The following is a 23,968-nucleotide window of genomic DNA, read 5'->3' as shown; positions in this document are numbered from 1 at the left end:
AACCGTATTGGATAATAATCATGTTTAAAAAGGCTCAAATAGAGAAAATATAAAGACACTAGTTAATCTCCTATAAGCAGTAAACTTATGCAAATATTTCAAGTAATCGAAGATGCGATCGCAAAACCGCCAATTCCACACGAACCATACAAGCAATCATTGAAAGCTTGGGCGATGTATTGTTTGCGAGACAAAGGTTTTAAAGTAGTTTATGCCCAAAAAGCCGATTTTGCCATTGAAACTAAAGGCGCAGAAAAGCTGTATTTTAAAGTTTCAAATAGCCCGGATGATTTAGATAATTCTCTTAGCTGGATAGTTTGGGATAGTGCAACCAAAAGCGCCAGTCTTGTAATTCGTAATTCTTAATTCGTAATGACGAATTAATTTGACTATCTTTCTTCCCCAGATAACTGCTGCACAAATATTTGATGTTCTGGTGAATTTAATCCCAACTGCAACACAGCCAATACTTGCTGCATATTGCCAGCAAGTAAATCTGACATTGACAACCACAAACCAGGAAATACTTGACTTTTGATAATTCCATCTGCGTCTACTTCTAAAGACACATATTCTTCTTGTTGCAGGTGAAACCAATCTAATTTGTTTTCAAATACTTGCCAAATAATGTATTCTTTTACCCCATTACGACCATAGACTTTTTTCTTATCATGTAAGTCAATAGCAACACTGCTAGCTGCTATCTCTATTACGAGTTCTGGCGCACCTTCGATGTAATCATCATCACTTAAACGAGATTGTCCTTGAGATGTTGGCGTTATTAATAGCACTCCATCTGGTTGAGGTTCATTGTCTCGATCTAAACGGACTGTTGGCTCAATTCCCAATCTCACACCAGGAGTGGCAATTTGATAAGTCCACAACCAACCGATTACATGGCCATGTGGTTCAGCATGACTTTCAAAGCGTAATGGGGATGCCAAGTATACAACTCCTTCAATTAATTCTGCTTTTTGATGACGGGGCATTGCTTGATAGCGCCGCTCAAATTCGTAGCGAGTGAGGCGATCGCCATTTTCTAAAGGAGGAATTTGCTGTTTGAGTGATAGGTTGACCATCATTTTCCGCTCTGGCAAAGAGTCTTACTTTATTATGGCTTAGGAACGTGGATTAAATAAAATGCAAAACTTCATCCTGTATCTAGCTTCCCTCTCCTTTATAAGGAGAGGGATTGACAGTGAGGTAAGCCAGGGACATAAATTGTATGTTATTTAATTCTTATATACTTAGTCCATATTTTTCTACAGATTTACCACCGAAGCTTCATTTTGTCAATAAATCGCTAGAATCAGGTTTCTCAAACACCATTAAATGCTGTTGAGGTAACAAGTTTTTGGTTTCCCGCCAAACTAAACCAACCGCTTGCATTTCTTTGCGGATTTGTTTTTGAGTCATCTTGTGCAGACCTTTAATCATGATAAAGGGATTTTCACCTCGGTACTCAACTAAAACCACTCGACCACCAGGTTTGAGTGCTTTGACAATTCCTTGCATCACTTCTTGGGGATACTCAAGTTCATGATAAGCATCTACCATTAACGCCAAATCGATACTTTCAGATGGTAAGTTGAGGTTAGTAAGGGTGGCTAAAATCGGCTCAATATTGGTAATATTTTTCTCTTTTTTGAACAACTCAATAATTTCTAACATTTCTGGCTGAACATCTACAGCCAAAACCTTACCTGCTGTTAATAGTGGCGCGATGCGAAAGCTCAAATAACCTGTACCAGCGCCAATATCCGCCACCACATCGTTAGGTTTAAAGTTGAGGAGGCTGATTATTTTACTTGGCTGTTCCTCTCCTTCTCGGCTGGGACGTTCTAGCCAGCCAGCACCCGTATATCCCATAACTTTGGCAATTTCTCGCCCCATGTAATATTTGCCAATACCATCTGGATTATGGATTATCCGTTGTTCGTAAACTGCTTAGGCGTAGCCCGTCGTAGACATCGGTGAAGACGCCGCTTGTGCTGTCAAGGTTGGGTTCAGTAGCAAGCAACTCAATATCACAACAAAAGTTACTATAAAGTGAAAGTGGAGAAAATTTGACATTTGGTTATGACTGATCAGGATAGCTATAAGCAGCAACTAAGAGAATTTTATGGCTGTAGAACTACTTATGACCATGAGGCAGGTACTCGTCATCCTCTAGAAGCCAAGATTCTACTTGAATTTGTGACGCTACATTCGGGACAGAAAATTCTTGATGTGGCGACTGGAACAGGTTTAGTAGCTATAGCCGCAGCTGAAAAAGTTGGTTCAGATGGCTATGTAATTGGGATTGACATGACCCCTGGAATGTTGCATCAAGCAAGACTTAAAATTGCAGCAGCCAGATTACAAAACATCGAGTTGATTGAGGCAGATGCAGAATACTTCAACTTTAGTGATAGTAGTTTTGATATTGTCTTTTGCTGTGAGGCAATTGTACTTTTTCCTGATATCCTTGCTATTTTGCAAAAGTGGTATCGCTTCTTGAAAACAGGAGGGTTTGTGGCATTTACCTGTCCTCCCGAAACTGCTTTTATGGCATCTCTTCAGCAGAGGATCTGCGCTAGAGTTTTGGGCGGTTCGCTACCACATATCCTTGAACCACTTGGGACTACAGAAAAATGTCGAAATTTGCTCAATCAAGCAGGTTTTAGAGATATCGAAATTAAGATTGAGCCATCAGGACGTTATCGACCTCTTAGGGATAACAGATTATCTATGACAGCAATTAATATAAATTTTAAAAGTAATCCCCTGCTGTCAAAATTATCACAAGAACAATTAAATCAGTTGCAAGTTGAGTACAAAGCAGAAATTGAGAAACTAGCAACCGATCAAGGTATTTGGGAAGATACGACAAAGTTCTTTGTTCGCGCTCGAAAATAAGTCTCAATTAATACTAGCCCTGGCGATTGGAAATCGCACGCCAGTTGCTCATGGGGAGCCACTCCGTTGCGGGGGTTTCCCCCGTTGAAGGAAGTGGCGTGGAAACCCCCTGTTCCCGCACTGGCTTGGCTATAAAGAGAAAACCCACCGACCTGGGTTAAAAACCGTTGATTTTCTCTTAGTCCACGGAGGCGATCACTGAGCTTGTCGAAGTGTGGACTTTGCTTGTGTAGCCGCGAATTCTATTCGCCCAATACCTTTCAAGCAACCTCTTCAGGCGATCGCGCCTGATCAATATTCCCGTTAAGAATAATGACACTTTAAGCTCCTAGACCGATGTGGAAGTAAGCATTTTCAGATTAACTTGAAGCAACCCATTAAAAATTTTTAATCCCACCTTTGGACGCTTATATGCAAAACCTGTCCCTGATGTTAGTGCCTGTACTCGCTGCACAGAAAGCAGCAGGTGACGGTTTAATTAAACCTCTCGGTCATCATGAGCTGCTATTGGTGCTGGTGCAACTGTCACTGTTGCTTTTGGTAGCGCGGGGATTAGGTGAGTTGATGCGCCGGATTAACCTACCGCCTGTTGTTGGGGAATTACTGGCAGGTGTGCTGCTTGGACCTTCTCTATTTGGTTTGCTGCTTCCAGACTTACAGGCGCACATCTTTCCCAAAAATCAAGAACAGTCTGATTTACTTTCGGTGATTTCTTGGTTAGGCGTGTTATTTTTACTGATTGTGACTGGCTTGGAGACGGATCTCAAGCTGATTCTTCGTAAGGGTAAAACGGCTTTGCTGATTTCACTGGGCGGCATTATTGTACCCTTTATCACCGGATTTGGATTGGGCTGGGTACTACCAGATAGTTTTTTGGCCGACCCAGATAAGAGACTGGTATTCAGTCTGTTTATCGCCACAGCAATGAGTATTTCGGCAGTACCAGTGATTGCTAAGGTGCTGATGGACTTAAACCTGATTCGCCGTGACATTGGTCAAGTCACCTTAGCTGCTGGGATGACTGACGACACCATCGGCTGGATTTTACTTTCGGTGGTTTCAGGTCTAGCTAGTAGCGGCAAATTTGACTTTGGGACAATTTTCCATTCCGTGAGTGCAGCAGTATTGTTTCTAGCGATCGCCTTCACAATCGGCCGTACCATCGTAGACCAGATTTTGCGGTGGGTTGATGACTATGTTGGCGGAATCTCTGCGAGTATATCGGTTGTGTTGATTCTTTCGCTCTCAGCAGCCGCACTTACCCACGCATTAGGTCTAGAAGCAGCATTAGGTGCTTTCGTGCTGGGGATTCTGGCAGGTCAATCCCGCCGTTTTAGCAATGAAGCTGGACATCTGCTAGAAGTCTTCACAGCAGCCTTTCTCGCGCCAATTTTCTTTGCTTCAGCTGGCTTGAAAGTTAACTTGATAACCCTATTAGTTCCCAAGACCTTGATATTTGGCTTGATTGTTCTCACTGTCGCGTGTGTTGGTAAATTTACAGGTGCTTATATTGGTTCTCGCATCGGCGGCTTGAGTCATTGGGAAGGTTTGGCGATGGGTTCGGGGATGAATGCTCGCGGGGCGATGGAAATTGTGGTTGCCACGATTGGTTTATCTTTGGGAGTGCTGAATCCCCAGATGTACTCGATTATTGTCATGGTAGCGATCGCTACTTCCCTAATGGCTCCACCCCTTTTACGCTGGACTTTATCAAAAGTGGTTATGGGTGAAGAGGAAGCTCAACGTTTGGAACAAGAAGAACAGGATAGCCACAGCTTTATCAAGCAAATCCAGCGTGTCTTAATACCAACTAGCGGTGGCCCCAACATCCAACTCGCGGCGCAATTAGTCGGTTATATGGCTCACCAAAACTCGATAGAAGTCACATCTCTATATGCCCTGAGTGACAAGCAACCCCAAAAAAAAGCACGTCGAACGGCAAGCCAGTTTAAAGACACTGCCGCAGAGCAAGCTCTGGCCTCTATCACTGAGGAAATGCAGCTACCTGCTGATACCATCCTGGAAACAAAAACGGAGTCTGGGCGTAGTAAAGCGGAGGTAATTCTGAAGGAAGCGAACAAAAACTATGACTTGATTGTACTGGGAGCTTCTGAACAGATAAGCCCCCAAAAAGCATTGTTCAATTTGCTTGTAGACCGGGTAGTACAAGAAGCGCCTTGTGCAACGATGGTGGTGAAGTCGCGCCTACCCCAACCCAAAGGCGAGATATCCAAAATCGCTCAACAACAGTTGAAAAATATTTTGGTGCCAACGGTGGGGACAGAATATAGCAAAAATGCCGTAGAGATGGCAAGTACGATCGCTGCTCAAACAGGGGCATTAGTGATGATCGTTAATGTGATTAATTTGCCACAGGTTGAGTATATTCTTTACGAACAGCGATCGCTAGCTCCAGTGAAAGAAATTGCCCGTGATCTACTCGAACAGCAAGCAGCAATTGGCCGCAATCTGGGTGCTGATGTCAAAACCTATATTCTTCAAGGAACCAGCCCAGAAAGGGAAATCCTTAAGTTTGCCCAAACCAATGAAGTAAACCTAATTATTATCGGGAGTAATATCCGAATGGTTACGGGTCGCGTTTTCTTCGGTCACAGAGTGGATGCAATTTTGAGTAAAGCCCATTGCCCAGTAGCGGTAATTACTACCCCATAGTCCAATACGTTTGGGTTAAGGCTTAACTCTTTGTCAAAGTCAATTTTTTTAACGTAGACGCGGAGCGGTGAAGCAGCGCGATCTTGGGGGTTTCCCCCATGAGCGACTGCTGTTAGCGTAGCGTTTGCGACGTCGGAGCGTCACCCGGAGGGTTTCCCGCAGGGTACCGCGTTCGCGCAGCGTCTCGCAGAGAAGGACGCAAAGGACAGAAAGAAATAAAGCAGGACTTACGCATTGAGAATAAATACTAAATATCTATCAGGCGAAAAACCACATCTTTCGTAGGGGTTTAGCATGCTAAACCCCTAGAGCATCATCTATTTACGACCAAAGGATAATTAAGAAAAGCCTGAAACAACCTAAATTCAGCGCCCCTCAGCGCTCCTTTGCGTTTAAAAAAGCTACGAATTTCGGAAGTGCTGTACTTAGCGCGAAGCTCTGTAAGTGACTGATATTTGCAAATTAGCTAGAGCGATATTGTAATTCAAAATAGCTGTGACTCGATTACCTTCTGCTGTTGTCAGGTCACTTTCAGCAGCAATCACCTCTGTTTGAGTGCCCACACCAGCTTGGAACCTCAGCCTTGCTAAATCCAGAGCTTCCCTAGCTTGATTTAAAGCTACACTAGAAGTTTGCACATTATTTAAATTGGATTGCAATTGAAAGTAGTACTGTTCTACATTAAAGCGAATTTGGTCGCGCTGGCTAGCAAATTGATTCTCTGCGATCGCAATATTAGCTTTCGATTGAGCCGCACTCGCTCTTGCTGCTCCCCCATCAAACAAAGTTAGACTTACTTGAACTGCTCCTGAATAGCCATCAGTAACGCTGATGCCATCATTATACCGATCTAGCAGGTTGTAGTTGCCTACCAAACTCACTTGCGGTCCTAGCTGTGAAAGTGCCTGTCGTCGCTGTTGCTCGGCGATATTACGTTGTGCTAAATACTGTGGCAATTCTGGACGATTTTGAAACGCTTGGATAATAGTTTCTTCCAGTGTTGGCTGCCAAAGACCTGCTAATTGTACAGGATCTGCGGCAGTGATATCAACTGACTGCGACAAACTTAACAGAGTTGCAAGCTGACGACGGTCAATTCGCTGCTGTGAGATAGCATTAGTCAGGAGTTGTTGGGCATTTGCTAAAACTACCTGAGCTTGCAGCACATCGAACTGCGTACCGACTCCAGCATCTAGTCGAGCTTGAGTATCCCGCAAACTAGCCTGGGCATTCTCTACAGCAGACCGATTAATTCTTACTTGTTCATCGGCTTGTTGCAAATTGTAGTATTGAGTGATGGCATTCAACCTAATTGTCAAAGACTGACTTTCAACATTTAATTCATCCACATGTAGTTGTTCTTCAGCTGCTTCGATTGTCGCTTGTCGATTCCCGGAGGTATAGAGGTTATAGTTCAGTTGTGCTGAACCATTGAAAGAACTGCTGCTTTGAGATTGACTGCTACTAAAACCATTCCCACTGTTAGTCACACTACTGTTGATTCCCAGAGTGGGAAATAAGGCAGCTTGAGACTGACGTAGGGCTGAACGACTGCGTTCTAGCTGCAATATGGCTACCTGTAAATCGTGATTGTTGCGTTGTACTAGTTCCAAAGCTTGTGCCAAACTGATTGGCACAGTTTTTTGAATTTTCACTTCCTCCGGTTTGGTAGGAAATTGGAGAGGATTGGGGTTGGGGTTGAGGTAATCGGGAACCTGTACAGAGGTTGGGAAATTCTGCAGTTTGAGGCGAGTTGCTGCATCTGCTAAAGTGGGAGCGATGCCTGATGGCAATGCTACGGCCAACGCGACGCTAACCCAGGTAGAATGCACGAAGACTAAGCTGAAATTCATAAGATAAATGTAGTCATTAATCGGGCTTCTTTGAGAATACAATCAAAAGTTTTCATCCTGATTGACCTACAGAGGTTTAAATTTTAAATTCCTCCTCAAAGGCTTGATATTAACAAATTAGCCTAGAATCAACCCATCCTGAACTCGAATAATCCTTTGGGTTTGAGCAGCGATATCTGGTTCATGAGTGACAATCACAATTGTGATCCCTTGGTCATTAAGTTCTGTCAGCAAACTCATCACCTCACGGGAAGTTTCAGTATCTAAAGCTCCTGTTGGCTCATCTGCCAAAACTAACGCAGGTCGGTTGACCAAAGCGCGAGCGATCGCTACCCGTTGCTGTTGTCCGCCAGACAGTTGATTCGGACGGTTAGCTATGCGTTCCGCTAGTCCTACCTTTTCCAAGGCTTCTAATGCCCTTTCACGGCGTTTTGGCTTGGGCAAGTTAGCGTAAACCATTGGCAACATGACGTTTTCCAGCGCTGTCGCCCGTGCCAAGAGGTTAAATTGTTGAAAAACAAAACCTATCCTTTGGTTGCGAATATAGGCTAATTCATCATCATCAAAAGTCGTCAAGTTTCTGCCTTCAAAAATATAGTCTCCAGTTGTGGGACGATCGAGACATCCCAAAATATTCATCAGCGTGGATTTACCCGAACCTGACGCACCCATAATAGAGACATATTCCCCTTCTTCAATAGAGAGTTCAATACCCTTGAGTATGGGAACACTAACTTCTCCCAAGTAGTAAGTTTTGGTAATAGATTCCATCCAAATCATGGTTGTCATAAGAATTAGGAGTTAGGAGTTTGGAGTTGGGAGTTACGAATTACGGGAGCATCCCAAATGTGCAAAAACCTTGATAGCCCTCATCCCCTAACCCCTTCTCACAAAGATGGGAGAAGGGGAACTAGAGTTATGTCTCCTCTCTCCCATCTTTGGGAGAGGGGCTGGGGGTGAGGGAAAAGATTTAAGCAAAATTGGGATGCTCCCCCAATTACGAATTACGTTAGCGTAGCGTTAGCGAGTCCGCGAGCGTCATTACGAATTACGAATTACTTAGTCACTACGTAAAGCGTTGATTGGATCTAATTTGGATGCGTTCCGTGCTGGAATTACCCCAGCGAGTAAGCCAACCGTTAACGAGAGTCCAAAGCCAGCAATGATCGACAAGAAAGAAATTACAAACGGAAATTTGAAAATGTTTGCAGCTACAAAGGCTAATAAAATACCAGTCGCCATACCAATACATCCGCCGACAATGGAAATCACGATCGCTTCGGCTAAAAATTGATTAAGGATTGCGGAATTGGTGGCTCCTACGGCTTTGCGAATCCCGATTTCTCGCGTCCGCTCAACCACGGAAACCAACATAATATTGGCAATACCAATTCCACCAACTACTAGGGAGATTCCAGCGATCGCTACTACCATTACTGTAAATAAACCCACAATACTAGTAAAGGTACTAACAATATCAGCTTGATTAGTCAGCCGAAAATCATCAGCTTGGGGCGGATAAATGTTGTGACGCAGCCGTAAGAGATTGGTAACTTGAAACTGAGCGGCTTCTAACTGCTCCTGATTCGCGCCTTTGACTAAAATTCCATTGACAGAAAGGCCTACCAGGGCATTGTTACCAACCAGTCTCTTCGACATAGTAGTTAGAGGGATGAAAATCTGGTCATCTCGATCCATCGGGCCTTGAGCGCCTTTAGGCTCCATCACCCCAATTACTTCATAAGCCTCTCCCTGAATCCGAATTCGCTCACCGATCGGATTTAGACCCTGTCCAAAAAGTGTGGTTTGGACTGTGGGACCAAGAATGGCCAACTGTGCGGCAATATCTAATTCTTCCTGAGTAAAATATCTCCCTTGCTGAGGGTGAGTATTTCTGACTTCTGGGTAGTTTAAATCTGTGCCATAAATGGTTGTTGAGGTGTTGTTTCCTGCATATACAACTTGGGCGCTGCGTTGGAGATAAGCAGAAACCATCTGTGCTGATGGCGCTTGTGTAGTGATCGCCTTAGCATCTTCCCAAGTCAAGGTGCTGCTAGAACCTACTCCTTGACGAACATTCCCACTTCTTGCCGCACCCGCCAAAATTTGGATAACATCTGTACCCAATGCTTGGATCTGTTGCTCAACCCCCTTTTGCACCCCCTGACCGACAGAAGTAATGGCAATGACAGAGGAAATCCCAATAATCACACCCAACATAGTTAGACCGGTGCGTAATTTATTACTCCACAGAGTCTCTGCCGCCATTGTCAAGATTTCCAGCAACGGTACTGTACGGGTATTCTTAACTTTGTAAAAGCCCTTAAAGATCTTAAACATAAGGTTTTATTTAAAGAAGAATGCAAAATTCAGAATCAATTAGTGGGAGAATTAAACCCCACATATTTATCTGCAAGTCAGACTCGAATTCATACTGAATTCTCACTCCTGACTCCTGAATTCTTTATTGTTAAAACTAACTTTAAGGAACGTAGATTAAATAAAATACAAAATTTTATCTTGTCTCTAGCCTCCCTCTCCTTTATCAGGAGAGGGATTGAGGGTGAGGTAAGCCAGGGACATAAATTGTATGTTATTTAATTCTTATTCCTAAGGGAAACCACCGCCTTGAGAAGGACCACCACCGCCGGAACGACCTCCGCCTCCACCGGCTCCTCGTCCTAGGCCCGGAAAAACTCCTCCTCTCGGTGTTGATTGCGGACGTGACCCTGGTGGGAAACTGAGCAATACTCTTTCGTTTCCTGTCAATCCAGACTTCACTTCGGTAAAGTTATTCACCGTGACGCCAGTCTCGATGGGAGTAAACACAGGTTTGTTATTCTTTCCTGCCACAAATACACCCGTGGCATTTTGTTGGCGCACCACCGAGGCCGTTGGCACTACTAAAACATTTTCAACTTGACCGACTTGAAAATCTACTTCCGCATTCATCCCAGACCGCAGTAGCATTTGAGGATCTGAAAGTGATACTCTCACTTCAAAACTGGTGACATTTTGCGTTACTACTGCTTGGGCAGCAATTTGGCTGACTTTACCTTCAAAGGTTTTTCCTGGGTAGGCATCTGCTTGAATCGAGACTTTTTGACCAAGGCGGATTTTGGAAATATTTGTTTCCGCTAAACTTGCGACAACTTCATTTGTGGAAGCTAGAGACAAGATTGAAGAAGAAGAAGAAGAAGCTACTTCACTACTGGCAGTTGTGGGTGTCACGAAAGCGCCTGGATCGGCATACTTTTTTGTCACCACACCATTAAAAGGTGCGCGAATGATCGTGTCATTGATTTGGGCTTGGATGTTTTGCAGCGAACCACGAGCAGATGTTACCTGGGCGCGCGCTGCGTCAATATCTTCTTGGCGCGTTCCGGCTTTCAGAAGTGCCAAAGCTTGCTGTCTCTGTTTGACCACAGCTTGTGCTTGCTCGATGTCTTCGGAACGTGACCCGGCTTTTTGTAACGCCAGTGCTTGTTGTGCTTCATTTACTTGGGCTTGGGCGCTGTCGCGACTGGAACGCTTTTGGTTAAGAGTCTGAAGGGAAATACCGCCTGCTTTGTAAAGTTGCTGATTACGAACAAGATCATCTTCTCCTTGGCGAAGGGCGGCTTGAGCGCTTTCCAACCGTGCCTGTGCTTGGGCAATATCTTGAGAGCGATTGCCTGTTTGTACCTTTTGCAGATTTGCCTGGGCTTCGTCTAATACTCCCTGTGCTTGAGCAATATCTTGAGGACGATTACCTGCGATCGCTTTTTGCAAATTCGCCTCGGCTTGTGCCAATTGTCCTTGAGCAGAGACTAGTTGCCCCCGCAGGTTGGAATCATCCATGTAAGCTACAATCTGTCCTTGTTTGACAATATCTCCTTCCTTCGCCAACAGGCTTTTCAGGATGCCGGAATTTTTCGGGCTGAGGTTGATTGACCGCTCAGGCTTCACTGTTCCGTTCGCTGAAACTGTGATTGTTAAACTCTGCCTTTCTACTGGCTTTGTCAGCACCCGGCGTCTGGCTTCTTGACGAGAAACAACCGTTACTTGGTAATAAACTGCATAGCCAATTCCACCCAAAAGGCAAAGAGCAATTAGCCAAGATAGCCAATTACGTCTGGCCTTTTTTTTCTTTACCTCTGGAACCAAAACTGATGAATCTACGGGCTTTAATATATCAATTTTCATATCCACTTTTTTATCTATAAAGAACGGCTACCGAGCCAGTTATTCACGGCTAAAACTATCGCCTGGTAGCCCTATACTGACAATTGATTGAGTTTTTAGTGTTTTCACAAAAAATAATTCAGGAGCGGAGCAAGGAAAGCTCTGCGGCTTGACGTCAACTAGCGTTCAGAATTAAGCACGAATTGGAGTCCGACTGGCTCCTGAATAAAGGGTGAAACACTACACTAACAGGACTTACGCAAACAATAGCCGAAAAGAATGATTTTCTTCTTAGGGCAATTCATGTAGCTTTAGCTTCCCGCAGGGTATTGCCCCTACAGCGTGTACTTTTGCGTAAGTCCTAACTAAATCCAAGATTTAGTTAGGACTTACATAGTGGCGGGTCTGAATCCCCAAGGAATTACATTCTGAATTCTGAATTCTGGATTCTGACTTCTTCTTTAAAAAAGGTGTATGTTGATTAGCGATGGTCTCTCAACAGGAATTTCGTAGCCAGGAGCATAAAATTCTAGACGGGGACCAATAATAACCCCATCGGGAAGTCTGGAGTAACCATTACGAAGTCTAACTACGTCTCTACCAGGAATAATCCTCCCATTAGCCAATCTGAGGTCACCATTACGAAGTCTGGCTGCTCTGCTACTGTATTGGTTGTCACGGTTCCAATTACCCCGATCTCTAAGGTTTCTGGCTTCTCCAGAATTGGATCTGCCGTCGCGGTTCCAATTTCCAGAATTGGTTCTGCCGTCGCGGTTCCAATCTCCAGAATTGGTTCTGCCGTCACGGTTTCTATCTCCAGAATCGGATCTGCCGTCATGGTTCCTATCTCCAGAATCGGGTCTGCCGTCGCGGTTCCAATTTTGCTCGGTTTGAGCAACAACGTAGGCTTTCGTCTGGGCATTTGCAGGCGCAGTCAAGAGAGTGGGAACAATGATCAGGGCAGCAGCAGCTAAGACTATCGATACACGGTTTGGTTTCAGCATTTAATTGACTCCTTGTTTAGATTAAAGTTCTATTCTGCTTAGATTCGGATTCAGCAATTTAGACAGTTGCTTTTGTTTTGGCATCAAAATGTCTAATGTTTACGTAATCGTATAATTTCATACATATTAATTATGGCTCAAAAATTCCAGACTGATGTATAACCAAAGTCACTAATAATTCCAGACTGATGTATGACTAAAGTCACTAATTTTCTTTCTAATGGTGAGTAGGGCTAAATCCCCGCTACAAAAATTAATTCTGTTAGCACCGCGTCATTACGAATTACGAATTATTCTAATCCTGGCTTGGTGCAATTCCTTGCCAAACAATATCCACAACACTCAGGATAAATACTGATACTTCCGTGGTAGGATCTCCAGAATTTAAGTAAGTTCCTATTGCTAATTCCGCAGTTGGCATACTAACCTGGGACGACATTTGTTCTAAAAAAACGTAGTTCATCAGCGTTCCTACTAAGATTTGAGCAACTGTCTGGGGATCGCAAGGGTGAAGGCGACCTTGGTTGATCTCACGCTCTAAGAAAGCAGTCAGTACTTTGACATCTAGCATCGGTCTTAGCTGTTTACCTCCAAGTTCTGGCATCGTATTGCCTCGCGATCGCAACATCATGATTCGAGGCAGCACCTGGCGATAGAATTCCATAATCTCAAGGCAGACCTTGATCAGGTTTTCTTTAAGATCGCCTTTGCCACAAAGAAATTCCAACTCGTTCACCCAGAGGGGTTTTTCTGGAATTCCCATCGCCGCAAAAAATAATTCTTCTTTGGTTGAGAATCGCTTGAAAATTGAAGCTTCAGAAATACCAGCCTGTTGAGCAATTTCTAAAGTGGAAGCACCAAATCCTTGTTGCAGGAAAACTTGCCGAGCCGCTTCTAAGATTTGCTGATTGGTGATTCTGGGTGTACGAGCCATAAATAAGTAAGTTATTACTTATTTATTTATGGCTTTTGTGATTGGGATGTCAAGAGCTAATGAGGTAAGATTTTGCTACCGTCAAGAGCGGAGATCGTTTAAGCTAGCTGAAAGATTCTTTGATTAGTGGCTAAAAGGCGGTAGTGTGCCTAAATATGTTCGTTTGATTTCTTGTCTAATGGTCTGTAGTTTGTGGAGTATGCCAAAAGCCGCTAACGCGCAGGCATTAATACCCCATACATTGCAACTAGATGCAGCAAAGTTAGAGAAGCAGGGGTTGAGTTTGGCACAAGAGGCGGCTCAATTAGCTCAGTTTCAACAGGTTGATTTAGCTTTGCCACGAGCGCGGCTGGCTAGTCAGCTGGCTCCGAAGAATGATAAGGTGTGGTTGCTGTTAGGTGGATTGCAACTGCAAACTAAAGAGTTTGATGGGGCGATCGCTAGCCTGAAAAAAGCGCAATCTATCAACCCTAAAAATGGTGATATTTTGTTTGCTTTGGGTTCAGCTAATTTTCAGCAGAAAAATTATCAGGCTGCTGTTGTCAATTACCATGATGGTTTGAAGTTAAAACCCAATGATCCAGAGGGGTTATTTGATTTGGGTAATGCTTATTATTTGCTGGGTAAATTGCCAGATGCGATCGCGCAGTACGATAAAGCCGTCTCCCAAGATAAAAAATTCTGGCCGGCGCTCAACAATATTGGCTTAATCAACTACGAACAGGGTAATATCCCGGAAGCAGTTAAGCGATGGCAATCTGCTATAACCCTTGATAAGCAAGCTGCAGAACCTTTATTGGCCTTGGCAGTGGCACTGTATACTAAAGGCGAGCGCCAACAAGCACTAACCTTGGGAGAAACTGCACTCCGCATCGATTCACGCTACGCTAGTTTGGATTTCCTCAAAGAAAACCTCTGGGGCGATCGCCTACTGTCTGATACGAAAAAATTCCTAGAATTACCCCGGATTCAAGCAGCACTACTGGAACGAAAAAACTCATCATCTCCTGAACAACAGCCTACTCAATAGGAGTGGGGAGTAGGGAGTGGGGAGTTAAACATTTCAACTCCTCACTCGCGCCGTATGCAACTTTTACTCAAACCTAACCCCCACCCTCCCTGATCGGGAAGGGGGAAAATTCAAAGCATCTCTCCTTTTTGGAGAGAGGTCAAAATATTAAGTTGTACATCGCGTTCACTCCTCACTCCTAACTTTCAGATCACCACTTGCTTAATAGTACGTTTTTATAGTACATATATACTATCTAAATCCAGGAACTAGTCGCCCAAAAACATTGGCGGGCGAGTAATTCCTGAAATAAGTGGTTAATTCTCAGTGGTCTTCTGTGGGTAGAAGTGCGATGATTTGGTCAACAAACTGTTGATGGTCAACAACTGGCTTAGAAATGTAGCCATCAGCACCGCTTTGCTTGAGAAAGTTCTCGCGATCGCCTTCCATAGCATGTGCCGTTACCAAAATAATAGGTAAGTTTGCGGTTTTGGGATCAGATTTTAACATTTGTGTAATCTTGATTCCATCAACGGATTTACCTTGGTAAACACTTCTAGACAGAGAAACATCCATCAAAATAAGGTCGGCTTCTCCTGATTGGGCAATTTTTATGACTTCTTCGACATTTTCTGTGTGTTTTACACCCAAGCCGCCACGCTTGGACAAAATTTTGGAAAAAACACGAGCATTAATTAGATCGTCTTCGACAATTAAAACAGTTTTCATGAGAATTTTAGTTATGGAGGTGAGGGAATTTAAAAATTCCAGAATTCAAAATTAAGAAATGCAATCAAGGTAAATATCATCGCTACTAAGTAAGTAGGCAAGAATAAATCAAACTATGTTAGGCAATAGAAAATTAATTAAATTGGCTCGTAGTCAGGGCTGAAGCCCTGACTACAAACCTTTAATTATTCGCGTCCACTGACTTAAGTGTATGTAGATTATACTCGTCTGCACCCTTTTTAATGGTCAATTGTATCCTTGTCATCAAGGATGATACTACTGTTTTTTCTTCTGTGACGATCAAAATTTTGTGATGAATCCTATTTGATCCGTTATGCTGTGGTTGCCGCAGTGTTGAGTTCCATCGGCTTTTGTGTAGTTAAATTTCAGGGAAAAAACTCATGGCAAAACAGTTAAACCTGCTCTCAACGGGACAGGTAATTACAACAGCCCTGCACACCGAGATGCAACGGTCTTATCTAGAATATGCCATGAGCGTGATTGTCGGGCGAGCGCTACCAGACGTACGTGATGGCTTAAAACCTGTACATCGCCGCATTTTGTATGCAATGCACGAACTCGGTTTAGTACCAGATAGACCTTATCGAAAATGTGCGCGTGTAGTGGGTGATGTGTTGGGTAAATACCATCCCCACGGCGACCAATCAGTTTACGATGCTTTGGTGAGGCTGGTGCAGGATTTTTCTAGCCGTTATCCTTTACTAGCAGGACATGGTAACTTTGGCAGCGTCGATAATGACCCGCCAGCAGCGATGCGCTATACAGAAACACGCCTCGCACCGATCAGCCATGAGGGAATGCTGACCGAAATTGGTGAAGAAACTGTGGAATTTGTCGGCAACTTCGATAATTCCCAGCAAGAACCAACGGTACTACCTGCTCAATTGCCGTTTCTGTTGCTCAATGGCTGTTCTGGTATTGCTGTGGGAATGGCAACGAATATTCCACCGCACAATTTGGGGGAAATTGTCGATGGTTTAATTGCCTTAATCGACAACCCAGATTTGTCAGATGAAAAATTATTTGAGTTAATTCCAGCGCCAGATTTTCCCACTGGTGGGGAAATAGTTGGTGAAGCGGGAATTCGGGAAGCATACACCACAGGTAAGGGTGGAATTCTGCTGCGGGGAGTCGCAACTCTGGAGGAGATTCCCGCCAGTCGAGGAAGCAAGCGACGGACGGCAATTATTATTACAGAATTGCCTTATCAAGTGAATAAGGCAGGCTGGATTGAGAAGGTAGCGGACTTAGTAAATCAAGGACGCCTGCAAGGAATTTCTGATCTTCGGGATGAGAGCGATCGCGAAGGGATGCGCGTGGTAATTGAACTCAAACGCGATACCAATCCCCAAGAAATTCTCCAGCATTTATATCACCAAACTGCCTTACAAATGACTTTTGGGGCAATTTTGTTAGCAATAGTAGATGGACAACCCCGCCAATTAAGTTTGCGTCAAGTGTTGCAAGAGTTTTTGAGTTTCCGAGAACAGACGCTGAACCGTCGCTACAATTACGAGTTGGGGAAAGCCCAAAGTCGTGTGCATTTGGTAGAAGGTTTGCTGAAAGCGCTGTCTAATTTGGATGAGGTAATTCAAATTTTGCGGCAAGCTCCCGATGGAAGTAGTGCAAAAATAAACCTTTGTAGCCAACTGGATTTTAGTGAGGTACAAGGTGATGCAATTTTGGCTATGCCGTTACGCCGCCTCACCAGTTTAGAACAGCAAAATTTGCAGCACGAATTTGAGCAGATCAGTCAACAAATTAGCTTGTTAGAGCAATTACTCAACGATCGCCGAGAATTGCTCAAGGTGCTGAAAAAAGATTTGCGATCGCTCAAGCGCAAGTACAACGATCCCCGGCGTACCAAGTTAGCGCCGAACAGCAGTGACACCAGGATACAAGATGAGAAGGGGACAAGGAGACAAGGAGTAGATGATGACGACAATGCAAAATCCAAAATCGTTCGACTGAGCGTAGCCGAAGTCCAAAATCCAAAATTAGAACAGCCAGCAGAGTCAGCCATTTTAGAATTTACCCAACGCGGTTATGTCCGTCGCACCCAGCCATCTGGGAAAAAGTCAAAAGCTGAAAATGGTCTGCATGATCATGACTTCATTATCCAAACCGTGTTGACCAACACCGAGAAAGATTTGCTAATACTAACTGGGGGCGGCAAAGTCTATCCTGTGAACGTGGGAGAAATCCCGCCAACCACTGGACGTTCTCCACGGGGAAAACCTTTGATTACTATGCTCAGTAGTACTGCTCAAGCTGCTCAAGAAGTTGTGGTCAGCCGCTTTTTGCTGCCGGAAAATCTCGAAACTGAGGAGATAATTCTTGTAACAAAACAGGGAAGAATTAAGCGTCTATCTCTGGCAGAATTTACTAACTTGACTCGGCGCGGAATCACGATTTTGAAGCTCAAAGACAATGATGAATTGTCATTTACCGAGTTCGCCACTCCAGGGGAGCATCTGATTTTAGCTAGTTCCGGTGGGCGACTGTTGCGCTTTGCAGTCAATGATGAACAATTACCGATTATGGGTCGCACAGCGATGGGTTTACAAGCATTTCGGTTATTGAAAAATCAGCAAATGGTTGGCTGTGTCACTGTCGGTAAAGATGACCAACTGCTGCTAGTTACTCAAGAAGGATATGCCAAGCGGATGGCTGCGAGTCAGTTAAGAGGGGCTAATCGCGGCGACTTAGGCACGCAAGCGCTGAAATTTGCCAGCAAAACTGACAACTTAGCTGCTATGGTCATAGCGATGCCTTCTCTACGAGACGCTACGCGAACGGGGGGCTACGCCAACGCATCTGGTGAAGTAGCTTTAGTGACGAATAAAGAGCGGGTAGTGCGGATACCTGTGGAAACAGTGCCGCTCTTAGGTAAAGATGTCAAAGGTGAAAGCATCCTCCAACTTAACCGCGATGAAAAAATCATCACCGTTGCCGAAGTGCGATCGTAAATTATCTAGAGCTGATCTCGTTCCCAGTCAGAGACTGTGAATGCCTTTTTAGAGGGCTGCCGCCTCACTAATTGGCGGCAGAAGATATTGGGATGGTGCTTACTAAATTGCTAGATTTTGATCCCCGACTTCTTGAAGAAGTCGGGGATCTGAGCAGCTTCCTAAGTGTTTTTAACTCCAAATATCTCCTAGAACTTACGCAAAACTATCTGCTGTAGGGGCAATTCATGTAGCTTTAGCTGACCGCAGGGTATTGCCCCTACCTCAAAATCATTCTTTTCAGCTATTGTTTGCGTAAGTTCTATCTCCATATATTATCAATAATTTTTAATTGAAAAATAATAAACTCTATGGCAAATCACCCACTACAAATGATTTACTTGATAATTAATTTCAATAATATATTATTATCTATGACGGTAAAAGTCTAAATAAGATTTCTTCTGCCTCAGCAAATCTAACTGAAGACCGATGTTTTAATTTGTAATAATAGCTATTAATGTTTATGTCAAGCTATGGAAACAAAAGTATAAAAAATGTTGACTTTATGAAAAGATTTGTTATATTAGTTTACATAAGGCAATAAACCTTAAAAATTAAATTTGGAGTCCTAACCATGACAAATGTAACCACCACAAAAGTTACTACTCCCATAATTGAAGATCGCAACGCTTGGCGTTGGGGCTTTACCCCACAAGCAGAAATTTGGAACGGTCGCTTGGCAATGATTGGCTTTTTGGCAGCCGTTTTGGTTGAGCTTTTTTCTGGTCAAGGCTTCCTACATTTTTGGGGCATCCTGTAAGTTTTAATATTCAAGATGACCTATAAATAAAAAAACCTGGAGTGCTAATTCACTACCAGGTTTTTTATTTGTTTGTCATTTCTCAGTTGTCATTTGTTTATTCACTAATGACCAATGACTATTGACTAATAACTACCGAATATATTCCTTGAGAACGCTATTGCGATTTGGATGGCGCAACTTGCGGAGTGCCTTCGCCTCAATTTGACGAATCCGTTCGCGGGTAACATTGAAAATCTGGCCGATTTCTTCAAGGGTCTTCATTCGACCATCATCCAAGCCGTAACGCAGTCTGAGAACATCGCGTTCACGAGGGCTGAGACTATCGAGGACTTTTTCCAGGTCTTCGCGCAGAAGATTTTTGGAAACTTGGTCTTCTGGTGTCTCACCATCGGATTCAATAAAATCGCCTAGTCGAGAATCTTCTTCTTTCCCAATGGGCGTTTCTAGTGAAATCGGTAACTGGGCGGATTTAGCAATAAACCGCAACTTCTCAATGGTCATCTCCATGCGAGTGGCGATTTCTTCTTCAGTGGGTTTGCGACCCATTTCTTGAGATAGCAGCTTGGTAGTTTTCTTAATCCGAGAGATGGTTTCGTAGAGGTGAACTGGAAGGCGAATCGTGCGGGATTGATCGGCGATCGCGCGGGTAATTGCTTGACGAATCCACCATGTAGCGTATGTAGAGAACTTATAACCTTTTTCGTGGTCAAACTTTTCAGCGGCACGAATCAAACCGAGACTGCCTTCCTGAATTAAGTCTTGGAACGACAAACCACGATTCATGTACTTCTTAGCAATTGAAACCACAAGACGGAGGTTAGATTGCACCATCTTGTCTTTCGCCCTGCGACCAACATGGAGGCGATAACGAAAGGCTGGTAGTGGTAGTTGCACTGCTTCTGCCCATTCACTATCACGAGGATCGCGATCTAACTGTTCACAGAGTCTTTCCCGCACCCTCTCTAATTCCAGCAAATCGGCTATTTTCCGCGCCAATTCAATTTCTTCGTCTGCCCGCAACAGTCGAATTCTACCAATCTCTTGCAAGTAAAGCCGAATTGAATCTTCGGTATAGTGCTTTTTCTTGCTTTGTGTCCGACGACGCGATTTAGCGGCTTTTCCAGACTTTGCGTCGTCCTCATCAGACTGAGGCTCTAAAAATTCATCTTCACCTTCATCGATGATCAGCAAGTCCTCTTCTTCGTCTATTAAGAGTTCTTCTAACTCGAGCTCAGGCTGATTCGTTATTTCTAGGTCAGGCTGATATATGCTTTCGAGTACGTTGTTAGCCTGGTTCATGCCGCGTTCCTCATGCTCCTTGCAGAATCAATTACTCAAGATGTGTTTACTGCTCTTTTAAACGAGCTAGTTATCAACCGAAAATAAGCTTTTTGGCAGATTTGCCAGAGATATTTTCGGACGTTTTGCACCTCTGGTTGGAGGTCTTCTACTTTAGTTTAAGCAATTACTAAAGGTGACTTGCTCACTTTAGTAAATGTTATATGTGTTGCTATCACATATTGCTTTCAACTAACTGGTCAAAAAAAAGACTCGCCTTGATTAAAAAATTTGCCACTCTATACAAATGAGTTCAGACTGTTGGCAGATTTTCCTCTAAAGACTCTTCCGATTGTAGCCTGTTTCACAGAAATTGTACTCTTTTTGTGTATCAATCATGAACTCCCACAGCAATTGTTAGCCACTATTTCCAAAAAGACATTAAAAACGAGAGTTATACCCTGAAATTTTTTCTCCACTTTTCGGAATAGCAGTGACGCTCTTATTACATTACGAAGTAAGTACGCTGGCTTTTGCCGAACTTCATGTATTTTACACAACATTAATCACTGAGAAAGAGTGCATTTTATGTTAACTCAGACGATTCGTCTTAATCTAGCCATTTTTACATTTCCTTCATAAATTAGGCATTCCTCAGACTAAAGCTGGTGTTGATCTTGGGTAAATACAACAAGGGTGATAGTGCTTGTCTGAAAGCAGTTAACCTTCTGCCTACTAATTACCTTAACTGAGGAGTTGAGGCAGTGGCAGGATCAACCTGATCGGAGATCAATTTAGGCTTAACTAATTTGGTCTTATTCACACGTTAGCGCACTGTGGCGATTTCAGCCCTATGAAACTTGACAAACTCTTCTTATTGTATATAAGGATATTTTAATCAATTCAAAAACAATTTGTGCTGCGAATTGGCCAATATAGTCCTATCTTAGGCAAAAGTACATTAGATACATACAATACAATACAATAGCGATCGCGACGGCATTACATGAAGATATTAACAAGTTTCTTGCCAGATGATGTCTGTTTCCAGTAAACATTACCTAGAACAGAGAGAAAGAATGAAGATTGCCTGATGATTTGGTTACAAAGTTTTTTCCGTAGCTAAATTGTCAACTTCAATACTCTTATTTCAGTAAGTTTTTGCTCAGAAATCTTCAAGATACTTATTAACTGCTGTTTAATAGATAATATTCAGTTATTTTCTTAAAGCATAACAAATGTGTTTCTAGCTGGTGGGCAAAATTAATCAGCTAGTCAGTGCAAAGAGTATTATCTTAACTAAATTTACAATAAAGTTAGTAGTTTTGCTAACACTAAAATATTGAATTTTTGTAAAATATTGACAATAAGTAAATTATATGATTATTTTCTAAATTTTTAATTTAGAATTTTTATATTTATGTAGCACTGACCTACCACTTGTGTGATAAAGCAATTTACTTTTAATTTGCATAACTAGGGCGGGCTTTCCAGCCCAGCCCACAAAAGTTTTACTTCCAGGTAATATGCAAATTAAATCTCCAGCAGTTGCTCAGAGTAGTGTTAGAGAATTGATATTAGATATCGAGATCGGTGAAATTGAGTTTAGAACCATAGGTTTCGATGAATTCTCGTCTGGGTGCGACCCGATCGCCCATTAAAATTGTGAAGATGCGATCGGCTTCGGCGGCATCTTCAATTTCCACTTGCTTCATTTTGCGAGTTTCTGGGTTCATAGTGGTGTCCCAGAGTTGTTGTGGCATCATTTCACCCAAACCTTTGAAGCGTTGGATGGTATAGTTGGCGTTAGCAGGAAATTTGGCGATCGCTTGAAGTTTTTCGCGCTCGCTATAGCAGTACTCATGATTACGTCCCCGTTCTACTTTAAACAGTGGGGGACAAGCAATATAGATAAAGCCCTGTTCGATCAGCGCTCGCTGATATCGATAGAAGAATGTTAACAACAAAGTTCGGATATGCGCTCCATCTACGTCAGCGTCCGTCATGATGACTATGCGATGATAGCGCAGTTGGGTGGAATCGAATTCATCACCTTTGACACCTAAACCGAGTGCTGTAATTAACGATTGAACTTCGTTATTTTTATAGATTTTGGCGTCGTCGGTTTTTTCAATGTTGAGAATTTTACCACGTAAAGGTAAGATCGCTTGAGTGCGGCGATCGCGTCCTTGTTTGGCACTTCCCCCGGCTGAGTCCCCTTCCACGATGAATATCTCAGATTCGCTGGGATCACGAGAACTACAATCTGCCAATTTCCCAGGTAATGGCGAAGATTCCAGCACCGATTTGCGCCGAACTAATTCTCGCGCGTGACGAGCGGCTTCTGCGGCTTTGAAAGCTTGGATAGCTTTATCTAAAATTGAGTCTGCGATCGCCGGATGAAATTCTAGGTATTCGGTGAGGACTTCTCCCACCAAAGAATCGACAATTCCCCGAACTTCGGTATTACCAAGTTTGGTCTTAGTTTGTCCTTCAAATTCTGGATCTGGGACTTTAACGGAAATAACCGCAGTCAAACCTTCGCGGACGTGTTCGCCACTGAGGTTAGGTTCATTCTCTTTAATTTTATTGCGCTTGCGAGCGATCGCATTTAATGTCCGAGTCAGAACCGCCTTCAACCCTTCTAAGTGCGTACCACCATCCACTGTACGAATATTGTTAGCAAAACCCAGCACATTATCCGTGTAAGCATCAGTACACCATTGCAAGGAAACTTCCACTAGTACGTTGTTTCGTTCTCCCTGCACATAGATAATTTCTTCATGCAGGGGCTGCTTCTCACGGTTCATGTAAGCGATATATTCTTTAATACCACCCTTGTAATCGTAGGATTCTACCTTGGGTGTATCGCTTTTCAGTAGTTCCAGACGGTGGTCAGTAAAGGTAATTTTGACACCAGCATTCAGATACGCCAACTCCCGTAGGCGACCTGATAAAGTGATGTAATCAAACTCAATGCTAGTAGTGAAGATTTCCGTATCTGGTTTAAAAGTAACAGAAGTTCCGGTTCTAGCTTCTTTGTAAGGCTTGACTTGCAGTTCAGTAACTGGGATACCCCGTTCATAACGCTGAATATGAACTTTTTTATCTCGCCAAACTGTAACTTCTACAACCTCAGATAGGGCATTTACAACAGAAATACCAACCCCGTGTAATCCTCCAGAAACTTTGTAACCACCGCCGCCAAACTTACCACCGGCGTGTAATACCGTCATTACGGTTTCCAAAGCCGATTTGCCGGTGCGCGAGTGAGTATCGATGGGAATACCGCGACCATCATCTGTTACAGTCACCGAACCATCAGCGTTGATATCCACCTCTATATGAGTGCAATAACCCGCCAAAGCCTCATCAACTGAATTGTCTACTACCTCGTAAACTAAATGGTGGAGTCCTCGCGGCCCAGTAGTACCGATGTACATTCCTGGTCTTTTGCGGACGGCTTCCAGACCTTCCAGAACTTGAATCTGATCGGCACTGTAACTGCTCGTCATGTAAACTCTCCTGAAGTGTGGGGTTTAAGTCGCCAAAAGGCAAATAAAAGTAAAAACACTCCAAAATTCTAACACAAAAGCCTTGCTAGCGTCTGTAGGGCATTTTCAAGAGAAGT

16 protein-coding genes and 1 pseudogene are annotated in these 23,968 nt (G+C 43.4%); 6 read left to right on the top strand and 11 right to left on the bottom strand.

Annotated elements, in window-relative coordinates; genetic code table 11:
• The first annotated feature begins 87 nt into the window (after positions 1-87).
• Positions 88-366, top strand: a complete 279-nt coding sequence (locus ACYTXL_RS06150; protein ID WP_461923933.1) for a hypothetical protein — start codon at positions 88-90, stop codon at positions 364-366.
• 23 nt (positions 367-389) lie between these two features.
• Here ACYTXL_RS06150 and ACYTXL_RS06145 read toward each other — a convergent pair whose 3' ends face one another.
• Together ACYTXL_RS06145 and ACYTXL_RS06140 are read right to left on the bottom strand one after the other, a co-directional pair.
• Entirely contained in the window at positions 390-1,082 is a 693-nt protein-coding gene (locus tag ACYTXL_RS06145; RefSeq protein ID WP_461923932.1) for a Uma2 family endonuclease, read from the bottom strand.
• Positions 1,083-1,284: 202 nt separating this feature from the next.
• A pseudogene (locus tag ACYTXL_RS06140) lies at positions 1,285-1,971 on the bottom strand (class I SAM-dependent methyltransferase).
• A gap of 108 nt (positions 1,972-2,079) precedes the next feature.
• On the opposite strand from ACYTXL_RS06140, the gene ACYTXL_RS06135 reads away from it, so the two are divergent.
• Together ACYTXL_RS06135 and ACYTXL_RS06130 are read left to right on the top strand one after the other, a co-directional pair.
• On the top strand, positions 2,080-2,898 hold the full coding sequence (locus tag ACYTXL_RS06135) for a class I SAM-dependent methyltransferase (RefSeq protein ID WP_461923931.1): 819 nt from the start codon (positions 2,080-2,082) through the stop codon (positions 2,896-2,898).
• A 411-nt stretch (positions 2,899-3,309) separates the two neighbouring features.
• Complete coding sequence (locus ACYTXL_RS06130) at positions 3,310-5,571, top strand: cation:proton antiporter domain-containing protein (RefSeq protein ID WP_461923930.1); 2,262 nt, start codon at positions 3,310-3,312, stop codon at positions 5,569-5,571.
• A gap of 425 nt (positions 5,572-5,996) precedes the next feature.
• On the opposite strand, the gene ACYTXL_RS06125 is transcribed toward ACYTXL_RS06130, so the two are convergent.
• The 6 genes from ACYTXL_RS06125 to ACYTXL_RS06100 form a co-directional block, all read right to left on the bottom strand.
• Positions 5,997-7,424 carry a TolC family protein gene (locus ACYTXL_RS06125; RefSeq protein ID WP_461923929.1) on the bottom strand — a complete coding sequence of 476 codons (1,428 nt, stop codon included), beginning with the start codon at positions 7,422-7,424 and terminating at the stop codon, positions 5,997-5,999.
• A gap of 117 nt (positions 7,425-7,541) precedes the next feature.
• Entirely contained in the window at positions 7,542-8,213 is a 672-nt protein-coding gene (locus ACYTXL_RS06120) for an ABC transporter ATP-binding protein (protein ID WP_461923928.1), read from the bottom strand.
• 270 nt (positions 8,214-8,483) lie between these two features.
• Positions 8,484-9,764 (bottom strand): ABC transporter permease, encoded by a 1,281-nt coding sequence (locus ACYTXL_RS06115; RefSeq protein ID WP_461923927.1) that lies wholly within the window; start codon positions 9,762-9,764, stop codon positions 8,484-8,486.
• A 270-nt stretch (positions 9,765-10,034) separates the two neighbouring features.
• Positions 10,035-11,609: an efflux RND transporter periplasmic adaptor subunit gene (locus tag ACYTXL_RS06110; RefSeq protein WP_461923926.1), complete on the bottom strand. Its 1,575-nt coding sequence runs from the start codon at positions 11,607-11,609 to the stop codon at positions 10,035-10,037.
• Between the two features lie 440 nt (positions 11,610-12,049).
• On the bottom strand, positions 12,050-12,592 hold the full coding sequence (locus ACYTXL_RS06105) for a hypothetical protein (RefSeq protein ID WP_461923925.1): 543 nt from the start codon (positions 12,590-12,592) through the stop codon (positions 12,050-12,052).
• A gap of 295 nt (positions 12,593-12,887) precedes the next feature.
• Complete coding sequence (locus ACYTXL_RS06100) at positions 12,888-13,526, bottom strand: TetR/AcrR family transcriptional regulator (protein WP_461923924.1); 639 nt, start codon at positions 13,524-13,526, stop codon at positions 12,888-12,890.
• 145 nt (positions 13,527-13,671) lie between these two features.
• On the opposite strand from ACYTXL_RS06100, the gene ACYTXL_RS06095 reads away from it, so the two are divergent.
• The gene (locus ACYTXL_RS06095) at positions 13,672-14,556 is read left to right on the top strand and encodes a tetratricopeptide repeat protein (protein WP_461923923.1); all 885 of its coding nucleotides are present in this window, start codon (positions 13,672-13,674) and stop codon (positions 14,554-14,556) included.
• A 303-nt stretch (positions 14,557-14,859) separates the two neighbouring features.
• Here the strand turns inward: ACYTXL_RS06095 and ACYTXL_RS06090 are convergent, their stop codons facing one another.
• On the bottom strand, positions 14,860-15,264 hold the full coding sequence (locus tag ACYTXL_RS06090) for a response regulator (RefSeq protein ID WP_196515532.1): 405 nt from the start codon (positions 15,262-15,264) through the stop codon (positions 14,860-14,862).
• Between the two features lie 401 nt (positions 15,265-15,665).
• Here ACYTXL_RS06090 and ACYTXL_RS06085 point away from each other — a divergent pair, with 401 nt between their 5' ends.
• Positions 15,666-18,254 carry a DNA gyrase/topoisomerase IV subunit A gene (locus ACYTXL_RS06085; RefSeq protein WP_461923922.1) on the top strand — a complete coding sequence of 863 codons (2,589 nt, stop codon included), beginning with the start codon at positions 15,666-15,668 and terminating at the stop codon, positions 18,252-18,254.
• Positions 18,255-18,870: 616 nt separating this feature from the next.
• Positions 18,871-19,056, top strand: a complete 186-nt coding sequence (locus ACYTXL_RS06080; protein WP_292802961.1) for a chlorophyll a/b-binding protein — start codon at positions 18,871-18,873, stop codon at positions 19,054-19,056.
• 132 nt (positions 19,057-19,188) lie between these two features.
• On the opposite strand, the gene rpoD is transcribed toward ACYTXL_RS06080, so the two are convergent.
• Together rpoD and gyrB are read right to left on the bottom strand one after the other, a co-directional pair.
• Complete coding sequence (gene rpoD, locus ACYTXL_RS06075) at positions 19,189-20,358, bottom strand: RNA polymerase sigma factor RpoD (RefSeq protein ID WP_292802965.1); 1,170 nt, start codon at positions 20,356-20,358, stop codon at positions 19,189-19,191.
• 1,556 nt (positions 20,359-21,914) lie between these two features.
• Positions 21,915-23,852, bottom strand: a complete 1,938-nt coding sequence (gyrB, locus tag ACYTXL_RS06070; RefSeq protein WP_461923921.1) for a DNA topoisomerase (ATP-hydrolyzing) subunit B — start codon at positions 23,850-23,852, stop codon at positions 21,915-21,917.
• Positions 23,853-23,968 lie beyond the last annotated feature (116 nt).

The organism is Nostoc sp., assembly GCF_054880495.1.
The sequence above is the reverse complement of the archived record's forward strand: the minus strand, read 5'-3'. Positions and strand labels throughout refer to the sequence as shown.

Bases quoted from the DNA above. Each gene is read 5' to 3' on its own strand.
- ACYTXL_RS06150 (WP_461923933.1), top strand. From the start codon at position 88: ATGCAAATATTTCAAGTAATCGAAGATGCGATCGCAAAACCGCCAATT.
- ACYTXL_RS06145 (WP_461923932.1), bottom strand. From the start codon at position 1,082: ATGATGGTCAACCTATCACTCAAACAGCAAATTCCTCCTTTAGAAAAT.
- ACYTXL_RS06135 (WP_461923931.1), top strand. From the start codon at position 2,080: ATGACTGATCAGGATAGCTATAAGCAGCAACTAAGAGAATTTTATGGC.
- ACYTXL_RS06130 (WP_461923930.1), top strand. From the start codon at position 3,310: ATGCAAAACCTGTCCCTGATGTTAGTGCCTGTACTCGCTGCACAGAAA.
- ACYTXL_RS06125 (WP_461923929.1), bottom strand. From the start codon at position 7,424: ATGAATTTCAGCTTAGTCTTCGTGCATTCTACCTGGGTTAGCGTCGCG.
- ACYTXL_RS06120 (WP_461923928.1), bottom strand. From the start codon at position 8,213: ATGACAACCATGATTTGGATGGAATCTATTACCAAAACTTACTACTTG.
- ACYTXL_RS06115 (WP_461923927.1), bottom strand. From the start codon at position 9,764: ATGTTTAAGATCTTTAAGGGCTTTTACAAAGTTAAGAATACCCGTACA.
- ACYTXL_RS06110 (WP_461923926.1), bottom strand. From the start codon at position 11,609: ATGAAAATTGATATATTAAAGCCCGTAGATTCATCAGTTTTGGTTCCA.
- ACYTXL_RS06105 (WP_461923925.1), bottom strand. From the start codon at position 12,592: ATGCTGAAACCAAACCGTGTATCGATAGTCTTAGCTGCTGCTGCCCTG.
- ACYTXL_RS06100 (WP_461923924.1), bottom strand. From the start codon at position 13,526: ATGGCTCGTACACCCAGAATCACCAATCAGCAAATCTTAGAAGCGGCT.
- ACYTXL_RS06090 (WP_196515532.1), bottom strand. From the start codon at position 15,264: ATGAAAACTGTTTTAATTGTCGAAGACGATCTAATTAATGCTCGTGTT.
- ACYTXL_RS06085 (WP_461923922.1), top strand. From the start codon at position 15,666: ATGGCAAAACAGTTAAACCTGCTCTCAACGGGACAGGTAATTACAACA.
- ACYTXL_RS06080 (WP_292802961.1), top strand. From the start codon at position 18,871: ATGACAAATGTAACCACCACAAAAGTTACTACTCCCATAATTGAAGAT.
- rpoD (WP_292802965.1), bottom strand. From the start codon at position 20,358: ATGAACCAGGCTAACAACGTACTCGAAAGCATATATCAGCCTGACCTA.
- gyrB (WP_461923921.1), bottom strand. From the start codon at position 23,852: ATGACGAGCAGTTACAGTGCCGATCAGATTCAAGTTCTGGAAGGTCTG.